Raw genomic sequence first — 19,892 nt, forward strand, 5'->3', positions numbered from 1 at the left:
GGCCGGGCAACGGAGAACCGAACGTGCACCCTCCCGACCCAATCGGAGGTGCCATTCACGATCATGCAACGCACCCGGCCGGGGGGCTCAATCCACGCGGAAATGCGCGCCCAGGCTGTCCTTGCGTTTCCACGCGGCGTCCAGCAACGCCGTCGCCAGCGTGGCCTGCCACCCCTGCAACCCGGCACAGGCCTGAAGTCCCTCCCGCAACCCGCTTTCCGTGCGCAACGGCCCCATCGCCTGCATCAGCCACGTCCGCACCGCCACCAACTCGGCATCTGCCAGTGCGGGCGGACGGTGCAGCAAACGGTAATGACCGCCATCCACCGCCTCCGCCGACAGCCCCCGCAACAACGCCCCCAGCCGACGCCCGAACACCACCCCTTCCAGCAGCGAATTGCTGGCCAGGCGGTTCGCGCCATGCACGCCGTTGCAGGCCACTTCGCCCACCGCGTACAGGCCCGGCAGCGAGCTGCGGCCATCGGCATCGACCGCGATCCCGCCCATGTGGAAGTGCGCCGCCGGCGTCACCGGGATCGGCTGCACGCGCGGGTCGATGCCATGGTCCATGCAGGCATGGAACACGGTCGGGAACTTGCGCGGGAAATCGGCACCGACCACGGCCGCATCCAGCAACGCGCCACCGTCGCGGCAGGCCTGCCAGACTTGCCGCGCCACGATGTCGCGCGGGGCCAGGTCGCCCAGCGGGTGCACGCCGGCCATCAGCGCGCGGCCCTTGCTGTCGCGCAGGGTGGCACCGGCGCCGCGCAGCGCCTCGGTCACCAGCGGCAGGCTGTGCAGGCCGGGCAAGGCCAGTGCGGTGGGGTGGAATTGCACGAACTCCAGGTCACGCAGGGCGGCACCCGCCGCCTGCGCCAGCGCCAGCCCGCTGCCATCGGCATCGGCCGGGTTGCTGGTCTGCGCGAACAGTCCACCGATGCCACCGGTGGCCAGCACCACGGCACGGCCATGCACCACCGTGCGGGTGCCGTCGGCTTCGGTCAGGCAGACACCGCAGGCGCGGCCGTCGCGCAATACCAGGCCGTCCACTTCGACACCGGCGCGCCGGGTGATGTGGCCGGCGGCGCGCGCGGTGGCCACCAACGCCTCCATCACCTTCGCCCCGGTGGCATCGCCCCCGGCGTGGACGATGCGGGGGCGGTCGTGCCCGCCTTCGCGCCCGAACTGCAGGCTGCCATCGGGTTCGCGGTCAAATGCCACGCCGATCTCCTGCAGCCATTGCACGGCATCGGCCGCGCAGGTGGTCAACAGGTCGACGATCGCCGCGTCGTTGTGGAAGCTGCCGGCCACGCAGGTGTCATGGGCATGCGCCTGCGCGGTGTCGCCGGGATCGATCGCCGCCGCGATGCCGCCCTGCGCCATCGCGCTGGCGGCACCGCGCGCACCGGGCGCACGGGTCAGCAACAGCACCGGCGCGGGCGCGGCCGCCAATGCGGTGGTCAATCCGGCAATGCCGCCGCCGACGACGAGGATGGGGTCCGCCGTGTTCACACCTTTTCGCCGCGCCCGACCGCCAGCATGCGATCCAGCGCGCGCCGCGCCTTCACGATCACGTCCGCCGGCACGTGGATTTCGTTGCGCATGTCGCGCAGGCAGGCATGGATGTTGGGCAGGGTGATGCGCTTCATGTGCGGGCACAGGTTGCAGGGCTTGATGAACTGCACCTGCGGGAACTGGTTGCGCAGGTTGTCGGCCATCGAGCACTCGGTGATCATCGCCACCCGCTCCGGCTTTTCCTTCTCCAGCCACTTGCCCATGGCACTGGTGGAGCCGACAAAATCGGCCTCGGCCAGCACCTCCGGTGCGCATTCCGGGTGCGCCACGATCTTCGCGTCGAAACGCTCGCGGGTGTGGCGGGCCTCCATCGCGGTGAATTTCTCGTGCACCTCGCACACGCCGTTCCACAGCACCAGCTCGATGTCGGTCTGGGTGGCCACCCACGACCCCAGGTAGCGGTCGGGCAGGAAAATGACCTTGCGCACGCCGAACTCCGCGGCAATCGCGTTGACCACCTGCACGGCATTGGCCGACGTGCAGCAGGCGTCGGATTCGGCCTTCACCGCCGCGCTGGTGTTGACGTAGCTGACCACCGGCGTGCCGGGATGCTGCGCACGCAGCGCGCGCACGTCGGCGGCGGTGATCGAGGAGGCCAGCGAGCAGCCGGCTTCCAGGTCCGGGATCAGCACGGTCTTGCCGGGCGCGAGGATCTTGGCGCTCTCGGCCATGAAGTGGACGCCGCACAGCACGATCAGGTCGCTGTCGCATTGGGCCGCGGCCTGCGCCAGCGCCAGTGAATCACCGGTGATGTCGGCCACGCCGTGGAAGATCTCCGGCGACTGGTAGCTGTGCGCCATGATCACCGCGCCGCGTTCGCGCTTGAGTTCCTCGATGGCGGCCACCCACGGCAAATGCAGCGGGACCTCCATGCAGGGCATCAACTGTTCAAGCTTTTCGACCAGTGGTGCGTAACGGGTTTCGAGTTCGGGGGACCAGGCCGGTACGGAGAATGCGTTCATTTCAGCTCAAGGGGGGAATACGCAATGCCCGCGCGGCGTGGCCGGCGCGGGCAGGTGCAGATTCTAGCGAAACTCAGGCTTTGGCGTGGTAGGCCGTGCGTGCGGCACTGGCGAAACGCGCGCCGCGATTGAGGGCGATGCGCAACCCCAGTGGCACTTTTTCCCACGGCAGGCGGTCCAGCAGGTTGCGCGCGGTCAGGCCCAGCTCGACATCGCCGGTCAGCACCAGCCGGCGCTGGAAAAACAGCGTGTCGGCATCTTCCAGCCGCCCCGCCAGCAGCAGCAGGTCGGTGGCGGTACCGCGCACGGTGGCTTCGGCGGGGGCATCGACCACCAGCAGGCGCTCACCCTGCAACTCCACCACCCAGCGCAGGCCCAGGTCCGACACTTCGATGCCCAGGCGGCGACCCGCCATGAACTCCAGCGCATCGCCCGCCAGCGGCCCGGCCAGCACCTTGGCCATGGCGCGCTCCAGCAGGCGGCCTTGCACCGCGGGCGGCACGACTTTCAGCAGCGGGGCGAGGCGACGCGGCGGCGGCAGCAGCCGCAGCAGGGAATGGGCCGGTGACGGCGTGGCGGTGGCGTGCGTGTGCATGGTGGCCGGCATCATGCGGCCTGCGTCGGCACCACCACCTTGATCCAAATCAGAATCCAGCCCCTGGGCGCGACAAGCCGCGCCGATGGCCACCCCCAGCACGCCGCTGGCGGTGCCCGGTGCCAGGCCCACGACGGCGGCCAGCGCCTCGGCACGGCGGCGGATGCGGGCTTCGCGCAGGCCATCGCGGCCCCGCATGCCGGCCTGCGCCTTCAACCGGCCGGCCAGCCGCGCCAGCCGCGCCCGCGCGGCCAGCAGCAACACCAAACCGTCATCGACACCGTCGATGGCCACGCGGACAGGGGTCAGGCCGGGGGCATGTTCAATCATGGCGGGCTCCAGTGTGCAGGGCTTGGGCGGCGGGCAGGACTTCGGCGGCATACAGCGCCGCCGCCTCCCGCGCATCGTAATCGGCATGCTTGCGTTTCTTCACGCCGTGGGCGGACAACAGCAGATGCCGATCTGCGGTCACGCCCGCCTGTGCAAGGCAGGCCGCCGCGCAGGCCAGCACGCAACCATCCAGCGCAAGGATGCGGCGTCGGCTGCGGGCGGTGCGCACCAGACCGGTCACGCCACCGCCCACGCCGGCGATGCAGGACATTTCCGCCACGCCTTCGCGGTCGAGCCGCAGCGCCAGGTGATTGGCCATCTGCGCGGCGCTGGAGCAGCCCGAACAGGCATACACCAACGGCAATTTTTCACTCATCGCATCCGCTCCCGCTGCCGTTCGAATTGGCGCGCCCGCCAGACCGCCGCGCATTGCACCAGCACGCCGGCCGCATGGGCCAGAAGCAGCGCCACGCCTGCGCCATTGGCGGGGATCACGCGCAGGCACGCCATGACCAGCGTCAAGCCGGCGGCAAGCTGCAAGCCCAACAACGCCCATTTGTCGCGCGCCGGCACCAGCGCATGCACGCCCGGCAAGTGCACGCCACGCCCACAGCGCCGCTGCAATTCGATCCAGCCAAGGAAGCCGGTGATTTCCAGTTGCATCCCGGTCACCAGCAGCGGCAAGCCGATGGCCAGCACCAGCACGCCCGCCTGCACGACGTGCGCATCGCCGGCCAGCATGCTGCCGGCAGCCGCCGCCAGCGCCAGCAGGCCGCAGCGCCAGAACAACGTCAGCGGCACCCTGCGCAACTTGCCCGCGCGCACTTGCAGCAACAGCCCCCCCAGCGCGAACGCCAGCAACAGCAGCCCGCCACCGATGCGCGCACCCGGCAGCACGCGCCCGGCCAGCGCCATCATCAGCATCGCCAGCAACAGTCCGTACAAGGCAACTTGCCATGCCCCCTGCATGCGCAGCGGGGCCGGCCTGGCCCCCTGGAACATCGGTGCCACCACCCGCGCCACCGCCGCCAGCAGGCCCAGCACCCAGCCCAGCACACCCCAGCCGGCATGCACATCGGTGAGCAGCGGCTGCGCGATGACGACCGTACCCGCCACCCCCAGCACCAGCAGCACGCCCAGCCCGGCGGTGACCAGCGCCGCCAGCAGAGCGCAGCCCATTCCCCAGCGCAGGAAACGCTGCCCGCCGGCCGCCCACAGCCCCGGCAACAGGATCGCCAGCAGCCACAGGAACGCGCCGCCCAGCACCACGCCACCCCAGTGCGGCGACACCAGCGCAGGCCAGCGCAGCGCGACCACCAACAGCGCCGCCCCCGCATTCAACAGTGCATGCAGCAGCGCCGCCGCCGCGTGCCCGTCGCGCACCCGCACCTGCACCGCCACCGGCAGGAATTGCAGCAGGCTGCCGAACATGGCATTGCCCAGCACCCCCAGCGTGAAGGCATGCGCCAGGGCCAGCGTGCCGCCACCCCAGCGCGATGCCAGCGCGCTGCCGTCGTCCAGCACCAGCAGCGCACCCGCCACCATGCCCCACAGCGACGCGGACAGCAGGAACCGACGCGGCATGGCCGGCGTCGGCGCCTGCTGCATCACCAGTTTGGTCATCGCAACCGGATCACCCGGCAGGGCACAGGATGCCGACCCACGCCCCGCCATCGGCACACGGTTCGGAACGCCAGCGCAGGCCACGCGCGTCCAGTGCTTCCAGCAACGGGGCCGGCAACAACGGGGTCAACACTTCCAGCGCCTGCCCCGGTTGCAGGGCATCGGCGGCCGCCAGCGCCCGAACCAGTGGTTCGGGTGCCGGCAGGTGACGCAAATCCAGCCGGATCACTGCGCCAGGGCGCGGTTGCCCTTCCATTCCACTTGCAGCCATAGCTTGGTGTTGTCACGCGAGAAGCGGTCGGCGCGATAGTCCGCCACTTTCAACATGCCGTTCAAGCCCCCCGGCAACGGGAAGCCCAGCGAAGCATTCCACTCGCTGCCGTAATGCAAGCTGCCGACATCGGCGCGGTAGTCGTGCCACGACACCGCCCAGTTGAGCTTGCCGGCCGCCTTGCCGCTGCCGAATTTGCCGCCGACGCCGAGATAGCGATCTTCCATGCCCTTGGCCGGGGTTGTCAGGAACTGGTCATCCCAGCCATTGAATGCGTGCAGGGTGGCCAGCGGCGTCTGCAGCGCCACCACGCCATTGCTGCCCAGGTGCTCCCAGCCGGCACGGAAGGTGGTCTTGCCCTGCGTCCAGGTGGGCTCCAGCAGCCAGTAATTCACGCTGAAACGGGCCGGATTGCGGGCATGGTCGGTTTGCCGCGCGTATTCGGCCGACCAGCCGAAGCCCTGCCCGTCCGCAGCCACCGCGCCGGTCCAGCGCAGGCCGTAGGTCGCGCTGGACGCGCTGGCCACGTCGCGGTCGTCGTGCAGGTAGGCGTAGCCGGCCCACTGCTGGCGGCCGCGCTTCCACGCCACGTTGACCAGATGGGTGTCGAGGCGGCGCTCGCGCGCCAGCCTGTTCAGCGCCTTGTCGCCGGCCGCACGATGCACCTTGTCGAGCCAGTAATAGCTCAAGGTCAGATCCTTGACCGGCTTCCATTGCGCGGCAACGGCGTCGAAGGTCTGTTCGTTCTGGCGCCAACCCACATTCCCCACCCAGCGCTGGTTGTCCAGCAGGATGCGCTGGCGACCCACGGTCACGCCCCCCTGCGCATTCTTCCAGCCCACCCAGACCTGGTTGAGTTCGGCACCGGTGGGATCCATCACCAGCGGGTATTGGGTCTTGCCATTGGCACCGCTGTTGTAATTGCCGAAGCCGGCCACGCCCTCGCCTTCCAGCAGGACCGTCCAGCCCGCCGCCGGGGCCAACCGCAAGCCGGCGCGCAGGCGCGCGGTGGTAGCATCGGCATCGCGGGCAAACCCGTCGTCGCCGACCATTTCGCTGCGCGCGCGCAGGTCCCATTCAAACGAAGCTTTCGGGGCATCGGCGGCGCGCAGTGCCGGCGTGCCGGCAAGCAGGGCCATTGCAACGGCGGAAAAAAGCAGGGTGCGCTTGGACATGGTGGAGTCCTCCTGGAAAGTTGTGCATAGGCTAGGCCCGCGCGGCATGCCGACGTTGATGCAGGTCAAGATTCATACCCGCCTTCCCGGCGGTTGACCCAAATCAAGCCAGTGCGTCGGCACGCGTTGCCGCCCGTACAATTTGACCTGCGTCAACGAGCGCCGGCACGCCCCGGGCCGATGCTTGCGGCAACGCAAGACACCATCACTCCGACGAGGAAGACCCACCATGAAACCCGCAGTCCGGTATGCCACCCTTGCCCTGGCCGTCGCGGCCACGTTGGGGTTGTCCGCCTGCCGCATCGAGCAGCCGAACCCGGCTCCGAACGGTGCCGTGCCGCACGAAGAAACCGGCGGTTCCGCCAAGGGCGATTTCGGCCCGCCGGTGGGCGAGCCGATCCAGGCCGTGCTCACCTCGCCGCCGCTGGTGCCGCCGGCCACCGGCCGCAGCACGCCGGCCAAGGTGATCGTGTCGCTGGATGTGATTGAAAAGGAAATGCCGATTTCCGAAGGCGTGACCTACACCTTCTGGACCTTCGGCGGCACCGTGCCGGGCAGCTTCATCCGCGTCCGCCAGGGCGACACCGTGGAGTTCCACCTGCGCAACATGCCGGACAGCAAGATGCCGCACAACATCGACCTGCACGGGGTCACCGGCCCCGGCGGCGGCGCGGCCTCCAGCTTCACCGCGCCCGGCCACGTCAGCCGCTTCAGCTTCAAAGCGCTCAACGCCGGCCTGTACGTCTACCACTGCGCCACCGCGCCGGTGGGCATGCACATCGCCAACGGCATGTATGGCCTGATTTTGGTCGAGCCACCGGAAGGGCTGCCGAAAGTCGACCGCGAGTACTACGTGATGCAGGGTGATTTCTACACCGCCGGCAAATACCGCGAGAAAGGCCATCAACCGTTCGATATGGAAAAAGCCATCGACGAGCACCCCACCTACGTGCTGTTCAACGGCATGGAGGGCGCGCTGACCGGCGACAAGGCCCTGACCGCCAAGACCGGCGAAAAGGTGCGCCTGTACGTGGGCAACGGCGGCCCCAACCTGGTGTCCAGCTTCCACGTCATCGGCGAGATCTTCGACAAGGTCTGGTACGAAGGCGGCACCCGCTTCCAGGAGAACGTGCAGACCACGCTGATCCCGTCGGGTGGCGCGGCGATGATGGAGTTCCACATGGAAGTGCCGGGCAGCTACGTGCTGGTCGACCACAGCATCTTCCGCGCCTTCAACAAGGGCGCGCTGGCGATCCTCAAGGCCGAGGGCCCCGAGCGCAAGGACATCTACTCCGGCAAGGAAGTGGACGCGGTCTACCTGGGTGACCAGACCGCCGGCACCAGCCGTGCGCCGGTGGCCGCCGCCGCTGCCGCGTTCAAGGCCGGCACCCTGACCAAGGACGACCAGATCGCCGCCGGCAAGGTGCTGTTCGCCGGCACCTGCTCCACCTGCCACCAGCCGGACGGCAAGGGCATGGAAGGCGTGTTCCCGCCGCTGGCCGGCTCCGACTTCATCCGCGCCAATCCCAAGCGGGTGCCCGAAATCATCACCCATGGCCTGGTGGGCCCGGTGAAGGTCAACGGCAAGGACTACAACTCCAACATGCCGCCGATGGCGCAATTGACCGACGACGAAGTGGCCAACATCGCCACTTACGTGCTCAACAGCTGGGGCAACCCGGGAGGTCAGGTCAGTCGCGAGGATGCGGCCAAGGCCCGTGCCGCCAAGCCGGCCAGCGCCTCGGCGGGGCACTGAGGCCATGCGCCGCGCCCTGCTCGCCTTGCTGCTGGCCCTGCCCGTCGCCGGCCTGATGGCCGGGGCGGCAGTGTCCGGCCGTTACGCGGGGCTGCGGGGCGGCGTCTTCAAGTCGGTGCTTCGCTATGAGGACGCCAAGAACGGCGTGCGCATCCAGCCTTTCGCGCTGATGCGCACGCCGGTCACCAATGCGCAGTTCCTGGAGTTCGTGAAACGCCATCCGCAATGGCAGAAGGGCAAGGTGCCGGGCGTGTTCGCCGAACCGCGCTACCTGCAACATTGGGCCGGCCCCACGACCCTGGGCGGCAATGCCCTGCCCGACCGTCCGGTGGTGTGGGTCAGCTGGTTCGCGGCCGAAGCCTATTGCAAATCACTGGATGCACGCCTGCCCAGCTGGAACGAATGGGAATACGCGGCGGCGGCCGATGAAACCCGCCTTGACGCCCGCAGCGACCCGGCCTGGCGCGAGCGCATCCTCGGCTGGTACGCACGATCTTCGAAGGAAGCGCTGCCACGCGTCGGCCTGCAAGCCCCCAACGTCTACGGCGTGCAGGACCTGCACGGGCTGGTGTGGGAATGGACCGAGGACGCGTCCTCGCTGATGGTGGACGGCGACAACCGCAACCAGGGCGACCCCGACAAGGGCAAGTTCTGCGGTGCCGGGGCGCTGTCGATGGACGACCGTGAAAACTACGCGGTGCTGATGCGGGTGGCGATGCTGTCTTCGCTGGAAGGCCGCGACGCCACCGCCAACCTGGGTTTCCGTTGCGCAAGGAGCGCCCGATGAACACCGTTCTCCGCTGCATCGCCATGGCCTGCCTGCTCGCCTTCACCGCCCTTGCCAATGCCGCGCAACCGGCATCGGCCCTGCCCGGGGATTCCATCTACCAGCTGCCGCTGCCGCTCACCGACGCCAGCGGCCAGGCCCGCGACTGGCGCAGCCTGCGCGGCAAACCGCGGCTGGTGTCGATGTTCTACACATCGTGCCAATTCATCTGCCCGCTGATCATCGAATCCGGCAAGGCGATCGAACGCCAGCTCACCCCCGCCCAGCAAGCCCACCTGGGCATCGTGCTGATCAGCATGGACCCGCCTCGCGACACCCCGGCGGCACTGCGCAAGGTGATGGAACAACGCAAGCTGGACGCGGCGCGCTGGACGCTGGCGGCCCCCCGCCCCGATGACGTGCGCGCGGTGGCCGGGGTGCTGGATATCCGCTACCGGCAACTGGCCGACGGCAATTTCAACCACAGCAGCGTGCTGATCCTGGTGGACGCCGACGGCCGCATCCTGGCCCGCAGCGAAAAGATCGGCACCAAGCCCGACCCGGACTTCGTGGCGGCGGTACGCAAGGCCACCGGCGGCTGAATCGCCACCGGGGTCATGCCCAAAGCCACAGCCCCAGCGCGAAGGCCAGCACCATCGCCATCACCCCGGGCAACAGGCGTCGCAGGTACGTGCGCCCGCCGTTCACTCCCGCCAGCAACAGCTTGACGGCCGAATTCGCCGTCACCGCCAGGGCCATTCCCGGCAGGACCCCGTCGATGGCGACGCGCCCCGATGCCACCAGTTGCGCCGCCGACGCCGCCGCCGCATGCGCATCGGCCAGCCCCGACACCGCCAGCACGACATCCAGCGCCACGTCGCCCAGCCACGCCTGCAACCCGGCCGCCGCCAACATCACCGTGGCCAGGACCGCCACGAACAGCAACGCCTGCTTCGGCTCGAACGCCCTGCCCGCGGTCGCAACCGCATCGCCCGGCACATGCCGCACCGCACGCGCGGCCAGCAGGGAAAACACCACCACCGTCGCCCCGGACAGCAGCAACGCCGGCCACACCCTGGCCAGCAGCGGCGGCGACACCACCCCCACCACCAGCGCCAATTGCGCCACCGTGCTGACGTTCGACAGCATGCCGGCGCCGGCACAGGCACCGGCCAAGGCCGGTTCCCGGCGCGCCCGCGCACCCATCCCGGCGATGGTGGCGGAACTGGACGCAAAGCCACCCGCCAACCCCGCCAGCAGCAAGCCGGTGCGCGCTCCGAAGGCGCGCTGGGCGACATGGCCGCAGGCACTGATGGCCATCACGATCACCGCCAGCAACCACAATTTCCGGAAATTGAGCACATGCCAGGGATCCACCGCCTGGTCCGGCAACAGCGGCAACACGATGGTGGCCGCCGCCGCCAGCAGCAGGGCGTCGTGCAGCTCCTGGTCGGTCAATACGCCCTGCACGAAGCGGTGCGCCCGCGACTTCGCCGCCAACAGCACCGCCACCACCACCCCCAGGCCCGCCGCCAAGGCCAACGCACGCATCGCCAGCACGCCCAGCAGGAAGACCACCAACATCGCCATTTCGGTGGTCAGTCCCGGGTCCTGGTTGCGGCTGGCCCGATAACTGGCCAGCACCAGCAAGCCCACGAACGCCCCGGCCAGGGCGATGCCGATGCCGCCGATCAGTTCGGCCACCGCGCCGGCCATGCCCAGCAACGCGAAGGTGCGCACCCCGGCCACGCTGGCCTCTCCGTTGACGCGCCTGCGCTCGCGCTCCACGCCCACCAGCAGGCCCAGCCCCACGGCCACTGCCAGTCCCTGCCACGTGTCCCAATCGGTCATGCCGGCAGCTTTGCCGAAAACCATCCCGACGGGCAAGCCCGCCGGTTGCCGACTCAGGCGCGGCTGCGCTTGTGCGGATGCGGGCCGATGCCGTCTTCGCAACCGCTGGCGGCGACTTTCAGGGCATGGGCATCCAGGATCCGCACCCGCCGGCCATGCACTTCGATGACCCCGTCTTCGTGCAGGCGGCTGAAACCGCGGCTGACGGTTTCCAGCACCAGCCCGAGATAACGCGCGATCTCGTCGCGGCTCATCGGCAGGTGGAAGTCGTCGGCCGGGCGACCGATCCGGCGGTAGCGATCGCTCAGGCCGTGCACGAACAGGGCGATGCGCTCGCTGGCCTGACGCCGCGACAGCACGTCGACGTGGTCATGGTCGCGGTCGGCACTCTGGCCGATCACCCGCAACAACTGATGTTGCAGACTGGGCACCTGCGCCGCGATCGACGCCAGGTGCGCATACGGCAGTTCGCAGACACGGGCATCCCCCAGCGCCACTGCCTCGCAGCGATGCAGGCCGGTGCCCACGGCATCCAGGCCGAACAGCTCGCCCGGCAAGTGGAACCCCAGCACGTGCTCCTCCCCGCCAGCGCTCACCACCACGGTCTTGAACGTGCCCTCGCTGGCCACGTAGATCGCGCGCAGCGGGTCGCCGGTGCGGAACAGACTTTCCCCCTTCGCCAACGGCCGACGCCGCTGCACCACGGCCTCCAAGCGCGAGATGTCATCGGCATCCACCCCTGCCGGCAGGCACAGCATCTGCAACGAACATTCCGCACAAGTGCGACGCAGGCGCGCCAGGTCCAGCGGAATGGGGTCAGTCATGATCTGCACAAATTGGGGGAGCCACGGTTACAATTATGAGCGATTTCGCCGCACTTTTCCCCGCCGCGTGCCTGTGCATGCTTGCGATGGCGTACGCGACGAATTTTTCTTGATCCAGATCAAGCCTTGAAAACAATGCCTGGCGTAGCCTCACGAAGCTTTTACCTTGGAGAACCGTATGCAAGCCTCACCCGGCACATACAACGATAAAGTCGTCCACCAGTTCGCGGTGGCCACCGTGATCTGGGGCATCGTCGGCATGGCGGTCGGCGTGCTCTGTGCCGCCCAGCTGTACTGGCCCGCCCTGAATTTCGACATCCCGTACCTGACCTACAGCCGGATCCGCCCGCTGCATACCAACGGCATGATCTTCGCGTTCGGCGGTTCGGTGCTGTTCGCCACCTCGTTGTACGTGGTGCAGCGCACCTGCCATGTGCGGCTGATCTCCGACAAGCTGGCGCAGTTCGTGTTCTGGGGCTGGCAGGCGGCCATGCTGGGTGCGGTCATCACCCTGCCGCTGGGCATCACCCAGAGCAAGGAATACGCCGAGCTGGAATGGCCGCTGGACGTGCTGATCGCGATCGTCTGGGTGGCCTACGGCTGGCTGTTCTTCGGCACCCTGGCCAAGCGCCGCACCAAGCACATCTACGTGGCCAACTGGTTCTACGGCGCCTACGTGATCGCGGTGGCGCTGCTGCACATCGTCAACAACCTGGTGATGCCGGCCGGGCTTTGGAAGTCCTACTCGGTCTACAGCGGCGCGGTCGACGCGATGGCGCAGTGGTGGTACGGCCACAACGGCGTGGCGTTCCTGCTCACCGTCGGCTACCTGGCGATGATGTACTACTTCGTGCCGAAGCAGGCGCAGCGCCCGATCTACTCCTACCGCCTGTCGATCGTGCACTTCTGGGCGCTGATCTCGATCTACATGTGGGCCGGCCCGCACCACCTGCACTACACCGCCCTGCCCGATTGGGCGCAGTCGGTGGGCATGGTGTTCTCGGTGATCCTGCTGGCACCCAGCTGGGGCGGCGCGATGAACGGCATCCTCACGCTGTCCGGCGTGTGGCACAAGCTGCGCACCGATCCCATCCTGAAGTTCCTGATCGTGGCGATCAGCTTCTACATGATCGCGACCTTCGAAGGCCCGCTGCTGTCGATCAAGACGGTGAATTCGCTGAGCCACTACACCGACTGGACCATCGGCCACGTGCACGCCGGCACCCTGGGCTGGGTGGCGATGATCTCGATCGGCTCGCTGTACAGCCTGTATCCGCGCCTGCTGGGCCTTCCGGGCATGTACTCGACCAAGCTGATCGACACCCATTTCTGGATGCACACCATCGGCGTGGTGTTCTACATCGTCTCGATGTGGATCGCCGGCATCACCCAGGGCCTGATGTGGCGCGCCACCAACCCCGACGGCACGCTGACCTACAGCTTCGTCGAAGGCCTGGTCGCCACCTATCCCTACTACCTGGGACGCCTGCTGGGTGGCAGCCTGATCCTGACCGGCATGTGCCTGATGGGCTGGCACATGTGGAAGACCTGGCAGCAATCGCAGGGTGTCGCCGTACATCCGATCCTGCCCCCCGACGCCGCCGAAGCGCGGGCTTGAGGACCAGACCATGGCACTTGCTCACGAAAAAATCGAAAAGAACGTCGGCCTGCTGGCCATCTTTGCCGCCATCGCCGTCTCCCTGGGCGGGCTGGCGGAGATCGTGCCGATGATGTTCCAGGCCGAGGCCATCCAGCCGCTGCCGGGCGTCAAGCCCTACCCGGCGCTGGAACTGGCCGGACGCGACGTCTATGTCCGCGAAGGCTGCTACAACTGCCACTCGCAGATGGTGCGCACGCTGCGCTTCGAAACCGAGCGCTACGGCCACTATTCGATGGCCGGCGAATCCGTGTATGACCGCCCGTTCCAGTGGGGCTCCAAGCGCACCGGCCCGGATCTGGCCCGTGTCGGTGGCCGCTATTCCGACGACTGGCATCGCGTGCACTTGAACAACCCGCGCGACGTGGTGCCGGAGTCGAACATGCCGGCGTTCCCGTGGCTGGCCAAGAACAAGGTCGACGGGCCCACCATCCAGTTGCACATGCAGGCACTGCAGCGCCTGGGCGACCCCTACTCCGATGCCGAGATCAAGGCCGCCCCGGCCGCCGTGGCCGGCAAGACCGAACTGGATGCAGTGGTGGCCTACCTGCAAGGCCTGGGCAAGCACGCACCGCGAGGGAGCTGATCAAGATGATTTCCGGAATCGTGACCACCGTGCTGATGCTGTTGTTCGTGGCGGTTTGGATCTGGGCCTGGCAGCCACGCCTGCGGGCCGGCTTCGACGCCACCGCCCGCCTTGCCGTGGACGACACCCTGCCCGAAGGCGAAGCCATCGCCAGCACCAACCCGAGGAAGCCCGCATGACCACCGCATGGAACTGGTACGTCATCGCCCTGATCCTGTTCAATTTGCTGGGTATCACCTGGCTGCTGTGGTGGACATCCAAGCGCCGCCCCGGCGACCCCAAGCCGGAGGAAACCAGCCACTACTGGGATGGCGACATCACCGAGTACAACAAGCCGATGCCGCGCTGGTGGATCAACGGCTTCTACATCGCCATCGTGTTCGGTTTCGGCTACCTGTTCTGGTACGGCGGCTTCGGTACCTACCAGGGCTTCGGGCACTGGAGTTCGAAAGGCGAGCACGACCAGGAAGCGGCTGTTGCCAATGCCCGGCTGGAACAAACCTTCGCCCCGTACAAGGGCCAGGCCATCGACGTGCTGGCGCAGAACCCGCAGGCGGTCAAGCTGGGGCGCTCGATCTTCGCCAACACCTGCTCCACCTGCCATGGTTCCTCGGCAAAGGGCGCGATCGGCTACCCCAACCTCACCGACCAGATCTGGCATTGGGGCGGCAGCCCGGATCAAATCCTGCACACCGTGCTGAACGGCCGTGAAGGCGTGATGCCGGCGTGGGGCAAGACGCTGGAAGGCATGGGCGGCCCGGATGCGGTGGATTACGTGATTGCCTACGTGCGCACCCTGGGCGAAAAGGAAGGTGCCGCACGCACCGACTTCGCCGCCGCGCGCGGCAAGACCCTGTACGAAGGCATCTGCGTGGCCTGCCACGGCAAGGACGGCAAGGGTGACCAGAAGGTCGGCGCGCCAGACCTGACCGACAGCTACTGGCTGTATGGCGACAGCCGTGAGCAACTGCACGAAACCATCGCCAACGGTCGTCACGGCGTGATGCCGGCTTGGGGTACAGTATTGGGTGATACGCGTTCGCGTTTGGTGGCCGCTTATGTCTGGTCACTGTCGCACCCACCCCAATCCGGTACTACAACGGCGCAATGACCGACTTCACCACACCCAGCTTCGACCACCCGCCGCGCCCCTTGGCGCAGCGGATTGGGGCCATCCTCTGGCCCAGCTTCTTCGCAGCCGGGGTGGCGACGATGGTGTTCTTCGCCTTCATCGACCCGTTGGAGCTGCGGGACATGACGTTCCCGCAGCTGGATATCACCCGTGGCCTGGGCTACACCATCGGGTTCTTCACTTTCTGGCTGGCGACGGCGTCGTCCAGCCTCTTCACCTGGATCCTGCTGCGGCCCGCCAGCCGCTTCAACGGACCCAAAACCAGGTAGCAGTGCAGTGAACAAACGCATCGACATCGATCTGCTGGATTCCGGCGGCGATTCCGTGTATGTGAGCGAGCGCAAGGTCTATCCGCGCGATGTGTCCGGGCGCTTCGACCGTCTGCGCAAGCTGGCGGTGTTCTGGCTGCTGGGCATGTACTACGTGTTCCCGTGGCTGTCGTGGAATGGCCGGCAGGCGGTGCTGTTCGATCTGCCGGCGCGCAAGTTCCACGTCTGGGGGCTGACCTTCTGGCCGCAGGATTTCAGCCTGCTGGCCATGCTGCTGATGATCCTGGCCTTCACCCTGTTCTTCACCACCGCACTGGCCGGTCGCCTGTGGTGCGGCTATGCCTGCCCGCAGACGGTGTGGACCGAGTGCTTCCTGTGGATGGAGCGCTGGACCGAGGGCGACCGTGCCAAGCGGATGAAACTGGATGCCGGCCCATGGAACCGCGAGAAGTTCCTGCGCAAGGGCAGCAAGCACACCCTCTGGCTGGTCTTCGCGCTGTGGACCGGGTTCACCTTCGTCGGTTTCTTCACCCCCATCCACAGCCTGGCCGCACGCTTGCCGGCGCTGGACTGGAACGGCTGGGAAACCTTCTGGGTGCTGTTCTACTCGCTGGCCACCTGGGGCAACGCCGGCATCCTGCGCGAGCAGGTGTGCAAGTACATGTGTCCGTACGCGCGCTTCCAGAGCGCGATGTTCGACCGCGACACCCTGATCATCGCCTACGACCCGATGCGTGGCGAACCGCGCGGGCCGCGCAGGAAGGGCCTGGCCAGCGTACTGTCGCGCGCACGCGGCCTGCTGGACGTGCGCACCGCCTACGACTACGTGTTCCGCGCCAGCCAGCATCCCAGCGCCGCCGCGTCCCGCTTGCAGGCCGCCGGCACGGTGACGCTGGCCGACGTCGGCACCGAAGCCGCACCGCTGCCGAAATTCGAGCAGGAGGAACTGGGCGACTGCATCGACTGCACCCTGTGCGTGCAGGTCTGCCCGGTCGGCATCGACATTCGCAACGGCCTGCAATACGAGTGCATCGCCTGCGGTGCCTGCATCGATGCCTGCGACGACGTGATGGACAAGATGGGGATGCCGCATGGGCTGATCCGCTACACCACCCAGCACGCACTGGACGGACAGGCCGTGCACGTGGTGCGCCCGCGCATTCTCGTCTACAGCCTGCTGCTGGCGGCGCTGGTATCGGCCTGGGTGTGGGGGGTGTTCCACCGCAGCCCGCTGATCGCCGACGTGCTGCGCGACCGCAATGCGCTTTACCAGCAGCAAGGCGACCACATCGCCAATGGCTACACCCTGAAGCTGGTCAACAAGACCGATGCCGACCACGTCTACAAGGTGAGCATCGACGGCACCGGCACGCTGGCGCTGACGCTCAAGGGCGGTCCGCTGCAAGTGCGGGTACCGGCAGGCCAGGTGGTGGCACAGGCGGTGGAAGTGGGCAGCGACGCCCCCGTCACCGGCCGCCATGACCTGCGTTTCGTGATCGAAGCCAGCGACGGCAGCAGCAAGGCGCAGGTGGACAGCACGTTCTTCGGGCCGATGTGAACCAACGCGCCCGGCATCGTTCAAACCCGTGCCCGCCCCCCGTGGCCGGGCAGCCAAAGGAATCCCGATGGAACAGAAAACCTCCCCGTGGCGGCAGCCCATCGTCTGGTTGATGGTGTTGCTGGTGGGCGCCGTGGTCGTCGGCAGCGTCGTCATGTACGTGGTTGCCAACAAGGACGGCCCGATGGACGCGGTGCCGGACAAGGTGCAACGCACCGGCGAAGCGCAGCATGCCGACCTCGGCCCGGATGCCCGGGCGGCGGCGATGAAGCTGGGCGCGATTGCACGCTACGACGAAGAACACGGTTTCGTGGAAGTGCTGCCGGTCAATGGCGGTTTCGACCACAGCGCATCGCTGCAACTGAAACTGCACCACCCTACCCGCGAAGCCGAAGATCAAACCCTGGTGCTGCCCCCGCATGAAACCGGCTGGCGGCTGGATGCCAAGCTGGCGGTCGATCACGACTGGCTGCTGCAATTGCAGCCGGCCAACGGCGAGCCATGGCGGCTGCGCGGGCGGATGCCGAAGGGCCAGTTGGCCGCGCAACTGCGCCCGGCGGTGGACGCCAGCCAGCCCTGACCGCCTTGGCCAGCCCCGCCGCCGATGCCTGCCATCACTGCGGCGAAGCACTGCCGCCGGCACCGCTGTGCGTGGAGATCGACGGCCAGGCGCATCAATTCTGTTGCGAAGGTTGCGCGGCGGCCTCGCGCTGGATCGTCGATGCCCACCTGCAGGATTACTACCGCCTGCGTGACCAGCCCGCCGGGCGGGTGGACGCCGACGCACCGGCACTGGCGGCGTGGGACCGCGAAGAGCTGCTGGCCGGCCACGCCCACGCCATCGCCGGTGGCCGTGAAATCACCGTGCTCACCGACGGCATGCGCTGCGCCGCCTGCGCCTGGCTGATCGACCGCGCCCTGAGCCGCGAAACCGGCGTGCTGGATTCCACCGCCAATGCCATCACCGGGCGCATCCGCATCCAGTGGGATCCGGCACGCACGCCGCTGTCGAAGCCACTGGCGCGGCTGGCCGCGCTCGGCTACCGGCCCTACCTGGCCACCGGCGAAGCCCGCGAGGCGGCACGCCGGCGTGCCCGCAATCGCGACTTGCTGCGCATTGGCCTGGCCGGCATCGGCGCGATGCAGGCGATGATGTTCGCCGAGGCGCTGTACCTCGATACCCGCGGCCAGATGCCCTTGCCCACTCGCGATTTTTTCCGCTGGATCACCTTCATGGTGTCCACCCCGGTGGTGTTCTGGGCCGGCTGGCCCTTCATCGTCGGTGCCTGGAACGAACTGCGCGGCCGCCGGCTGGGCATGGACGTGCTGATCGCCGGCTCCACCGTGCTGGCGTGGGCGGTCAGCGTGATCGAAACCGTGCGCGGCGGGCAGCATGTCTGGTACGACGCGGCGGTGATGTTCATCTTCCTGCTGCTGGTCGCACGCCAGTTGGAGCAACGCGCCCGCAATATCGCCAGTGCCCAGGTGGATGCGCTGGCGCGGGCACGGCCGGCGTTCGCCACCCGCGAATTGGCCGACGGCCAGCGCGAATCGGTGCCGATCGACGCGCTGGCCATCGACGACATCGTCCGGGTCGCAGTGGGCGAACCGGTGCCGGCCGATGGCGTGCTGCTGGACGCCGACGCGCACTTCGAGGAATCCCTGCTCACCGGCGAAGCCACGCCGGTGGCCAAGCAGGCGGGCGATGCCGTGTTCGCCGGCACCGCCTGCCGCGAGCACGCTGCCCGCATCCGCGTCACCCAGGTGGGCAGTGGCACCCGGTTGGCGGAACTGGTGCGGCTGGTGGAAACCGCGCAGGCCCATCGCCCGGCGCTGGCCCGCGGCGCGGAACGCATCGCCGGCTGGTTCGTGGCCGCGCTGCTGCTGGCGGCCACCGGCGTCTACCTGTGGTGGCGGGTGCATGAGCCCGCGCGCGCCTTCGAGACCTTGCTGGCGCTGCTGGTCATCAGCTGCCCGTGTGCGCTGTCGCTGGCGGTGCCGGCGGCCCTGGCGGCCGCGCATGGCGCGCTGGCGAAGATCGGCGTGCTGTCGGTGCGCGCGGACGGGCTGGACCGGCTGGCGCGCGTCACCGACGTGGTGTTCGACAAGACCGGCACCCTCAGCGACGGCAAGCCGCAATTGCAGCAGCTGACGCAATGCCACGGCCTGGACACCGACCACGCCCTGCGCATCGCCGCCGCACTGGAGCGTGACAGTCGCCACCCGCTCGCCAGCGCCTTCCTGCGGGTGCCGGACGTGCCTCAGGCCAGCGGCGTGCGTGCACACGCCGGGCACGGGGTGGAAGGCGTGGTGGACGGTCGCCACTGGCGCATCGGCACCGCCGCGTTTGCATTCGATGGCACGGACGATGGCGGCGTGTGGCTGGCCAGCGCCGACGGTGCGCGGGCACGCTTCCAGTTCGTCGAACAACCGCGTGCGGATGCCGTTGCGGCCTTGCACGCCCTGCGCACGCAAGGCATCGCCCTGCACCTGGCCAGCGGCGATGCTGCAGGCGCGGTGCAACGTTTCGCCCACGCGATGGGCATTCAAGACGCGCACGCCCGGCAAACTCCAGCCGACAAACTGGCGCTGGTGCGCGGCCTGCAACAACAAGGCCGGGTGGTGGCGATGGTGGGGGATGGCTTGAACGATGCCCCGGTGCTGGCCGGTGCCGATGTCTCGCTGGCGATCGGCGACGGTGCCGCGCTGGCGCAGCGTTCGGCGGATCTGGTGCTGGCCGGCAGTGCGCTGGCCACGATCCCCGCCACCGTGGCCATCGCCCGCCGCACGCGTCGCATCATCCGCCAGAATCTGGGCTGGGCGCTGGGCTACAACCTGCTGGCACTGCCCTTGGCCGCCAGCGGCCATGTCACCCCGTGGCTGGCCGCGCTGGGCATGGCCCTCTCATCATTGGCCGTGACCGCCAATGCCCTGCGCCTGACCCGCGTTCCCCGCCGCTGAG

At 68.2% G+C, this 19,892-nt stretch carries 20 protein-coding genes; 11 read left to right on the forward strand and 9 right to left on the reverse strand.

What is annotated here, in order from left to right:
- Positions 1 to 87: 87 nt before the first annotated feature.
- The 7 genes from ACE3OK_RS11240 to ACE3OK_RS11270 all read right to left on the reverse strand — a co-directional run bounded on the left by ACE3OK_RS11240 (position 88) and on the right by ACE3OK_RS11270 (position 6,531).
- A complete protein-coding gene (locus ACE3OK_RS11240; protein ID WP_374249634.1) occupies positions 88 to 1,512 on the reverse strand; it encodes an L-aspartate oxidase in 1,425 nt (474 codons plus the stop codon).
- The gene (gene nadA, locus ACE3OK_RS11245) at positions 1,509 to 2,537 is read right to left on the reverse strand and encodes a quinolinate synthase NadA (protein ID WP_374249635.1); all 1,029 of its coding nucleotides are present in this window, start codon (positions 2,535 to 2,537) and stop codon (positions 1,509 to 1,511) included. The genes ACE3OK_RS11240 and nadA overlap by 4 nt, the downstream gene beginning before the upstream one ends.
- A gap of 73 nt (positions 2,538 to 2,610) precedes the next feature.
- The gene (locus ACE3OK_RS11250; protein WP_374249636.1) at positions 2,611 to 3,462 is read right to left on the reverse strand and encodes an SCP2 domain-containing protein; all 852 of its coding nucleotides are present in this window, start codon (positions 3,460 to 3,462) and stop codon (positions 2,611 to 2,613) included.
- Positions 3,455 to 3,838 (reverse strand): putative zinc-binding protein, encoded by a 384-nt coding sequence (locus tag ACE3OK_RS11255; RefSeq protein ID WP_374249637.1) that lies wholly within the window; start codon positions 3,836 to 3,838, stop codon positions 3,455 to 3,457. The genes ACE3OK_RS11250 and ACE3OK_RS11255 overlap by 8 nt, the downstream gene beginning before the upstream one ends.
- Entirely contained in the window at positions 3,835 to 5,085 is a 1,251-nt protein-coding gene (locus ACE3OK_RS11260) for a hypothetical protein (RefSeq protein ID WP_374249638.1), read from the reverse strand. Before ACE3OK_RS11260 ends, ACE3OK_RS11255 begins: the two co-directional genes overlap by 4 nt.
- A gap of 10 nt (positions 5,086 to 5,095) precedes the next feature.
- On the reverse strand, positions 5,096 to 5,314 hold the full coding sequence (locus ACE3OK_RS11265; protein WP_374249639.1) for a DUF2249 domain-containing protein: 219 nt from the start codon (positions 5,312 to 5,314) through the stop codon (positions 5,096 to 5,098).
- Positions 5,311 to 6,531, reverse strand: a complete 1,221-nt coding sequence (locus ACE3OK_RS11270; protein WP_374249640.1) for an alginate export family protein — start codon at positions 6,529 to 6,531, stop codon at positions 5,311 to 5,313. Before ACE3OK_RS11270 ends, ACE3OK_RS11265 begins: the two co-directional genes overlap by 4 nt.
- A gap of 229 nt (positions 6,532 to 6,760) precedes the next feature.
- On the opposite strand from ACE3OK_RS11270, the gene nirK reads away from it, so the two are divergent.
- Genes nirK through ACE3OK_RS11285 form a run of 3 tightly spaced genes read left to right on the forward strand, consistent with a single transcriptional unit; the run spans position 6,761 to position 9,655 of the window.
- A complete protein-coding gene (nirK, locus tag ACE3OK_RS11275; RefSeq protein ID WP_374249641.1) occupies positions 6,761 to 8,287 on the forward strand; it encodes a copper-containing nitrite reductase in 1,527 nt (508 codons plus the stop codon).
- Positions 8,288 to 8,291: 4 nt separating this feature from the next.
- A complete protein-coding gene (locus ACE3OK_RS11280; RefSeq protein ID WP_374249642.1) occupies positions 8,292 to 9,074 on the forward strand; it encodes a formylglycine-generating enzyme family protein in 783 nt (260 codons plus the stop codon).
- Positions 9,071 to 9,655 (forward strand): SCO family protein, encoded by a 585-nt coding sequence (locus ACE3OK_RS11285; protein ID WP_374249643.1) that lies wholly within the window; start codon positions 9,071 to 9,073, stop codon positions 9,653 to 9,655. Before ACE3OK_RS11280 ends, ACE3OK_RS11285 begins: the two co-directional genes overlap by 4 nt.
- 13 nt (positions 9,656 to 9,668) lie before the next feature.
- Here the strand turns inward: ACE3OK_RS11285 and ACE3OK_RS11290 are convergent, their stop codons facing one another.
- On the reverse strand, positions 9,669 to 10,904 hold the full coding sequence (locus tag ACE3OK_RS11290; protein ID WP_374249644.1) for an MgtC/SapB family protein: 1,236 nt from the start codon (positions 10,902 to 10,904) through the stop codon (positions 9,669 to 9,671).
- Positions 10,905 to 10,957: 53 nt separating this feature from the next.
- Entirely contained in the window at positions 10,958 to 11,728 is a 771-nt protein-coding gene (locus ACE3OK_RS11295) for a helix-turn-helix domain-containing protein (protein ID WP_374249645.1), read from the reverse strand.
- Between the two features lie 178 nt (positions 11,729 to 11,906).
- Here ACE3OK_RS11295 and ccoN point away from each other — a divergent pair, with 178 nt between their 5' ends.
- From ccoN to ACE3OK_RS11335, 8 genes are all read left to right on the forward strand, one after another.
- Entirely contained in the window at positions 11,907 to 13,346 is a 1,440-nt protein-coding gene (ccoN, locus tag ACE3OK_RS11300; protein WP_374249646.1) for a cytochrome-c oxidase, cbb3-type subunit I, read from the forward strand.
- 10 nt (positions 13,347 to 13,356) lie between these two features.
- Positions 13,357 to 13,971: a cytochrome-c oxidase, cbb3-type subunit II gene (gene ccoO, locus ACE3OK_RS11305; protein WP_374249647.1), complete on the forward strand. Its 615-nt coding sequence runs from the start codon at positions 13,357 to 13,359 to the stop codon at positions 13,969 to 13,971.
- Between the two features lie 5 nt (positions 13,972 to 13,976).
- Positions 13,977 to 14,150: a cbb3-type cytochrome oxidase subunit 3 gene (locus ACE3OK_RS11310; protein ID WP_374249648.1), complete on the forward strand. Its 174-nt coding sequence runs from the start codon at positions 13,977 to 13,979 to the stop codon at positions 14,148 to 14,150.
- A complete protein-coding gene (gene ccoP, locus ACE3OK_RS11315) occupies positions 14,147 to 15,082 on the forward strand; it encodes a cytochrome-c oxidase, cbb3-type subunit III (protein ID WP_374249649.1) in 936 nt (311 codons plus the stop codon). The genes ACE3OK_RS11310 and ccoP overlap by 4 nt, the downstream gene beginning before the upstream one ends.
- On the forward strand, positions 15,079 to 15,372 hold the full coding sequence (locus ACE3OK_RS11320) for a hypothetical protein (RefSeq protein WP_374249650.1): 294 nt from the start codon (positions 15,079 to 15,081) through the stop codon (positions 15,370 to 15,372). Before ccoP ends, ACE3OK_RS11320 begins: the two co-directional genes overlap by 4 nt.
- Positions 15,373 to 15,379: 7 nt before the next feature.
- On the forward strand, positions 15,380 to 16,930 hold the full coding sequence (locus ACE3OK_RS11325; RefSeq protein ID WP_374249651.1) for a 4Fe-4S dicluster domain-containing protein: 1,551 nt from the start codon (positions 15,380 to 15,382) through the stop codon (positions 16,928 to 16,930).
- A gap of 67 nt (positions 16,931 to 16,997) precedes the next feature.
- Positions 16,998 to 17,510 carry a FixH family protein gene (locus ACE3OK_RS11330; protein WP_374249652.1) on the forward strand — a complete coding sequence of 171 codons (513 nt, stop codon included), beginning with the start codon at positions 16,998 to 17,000 and terminating at the stop codon, positions 17,508 to 17,510.
- Between the two features lie 5 nt (positions 17,511 to 17,515).
- Entirely contained in the window at positions 17,516 to 19,891 is a 2,376-nt protein-coding gene (locus ACE3OK_RS11335) for a heavy metal translocating P-type ATPase (RefSeq protein ID WP_374249653.1), read from the forward strand.
- Position 19,892 lies beyond the last annotated feature (1 nt).

Source organism: Thermomonas sp. (assembly GCF_041905325.1).
Lineage (GTDB): Bacteria > Pseudomonadota > Gammaproteobacteria > Xanthomonadales > Xanthomonadaceae > Thermomonas.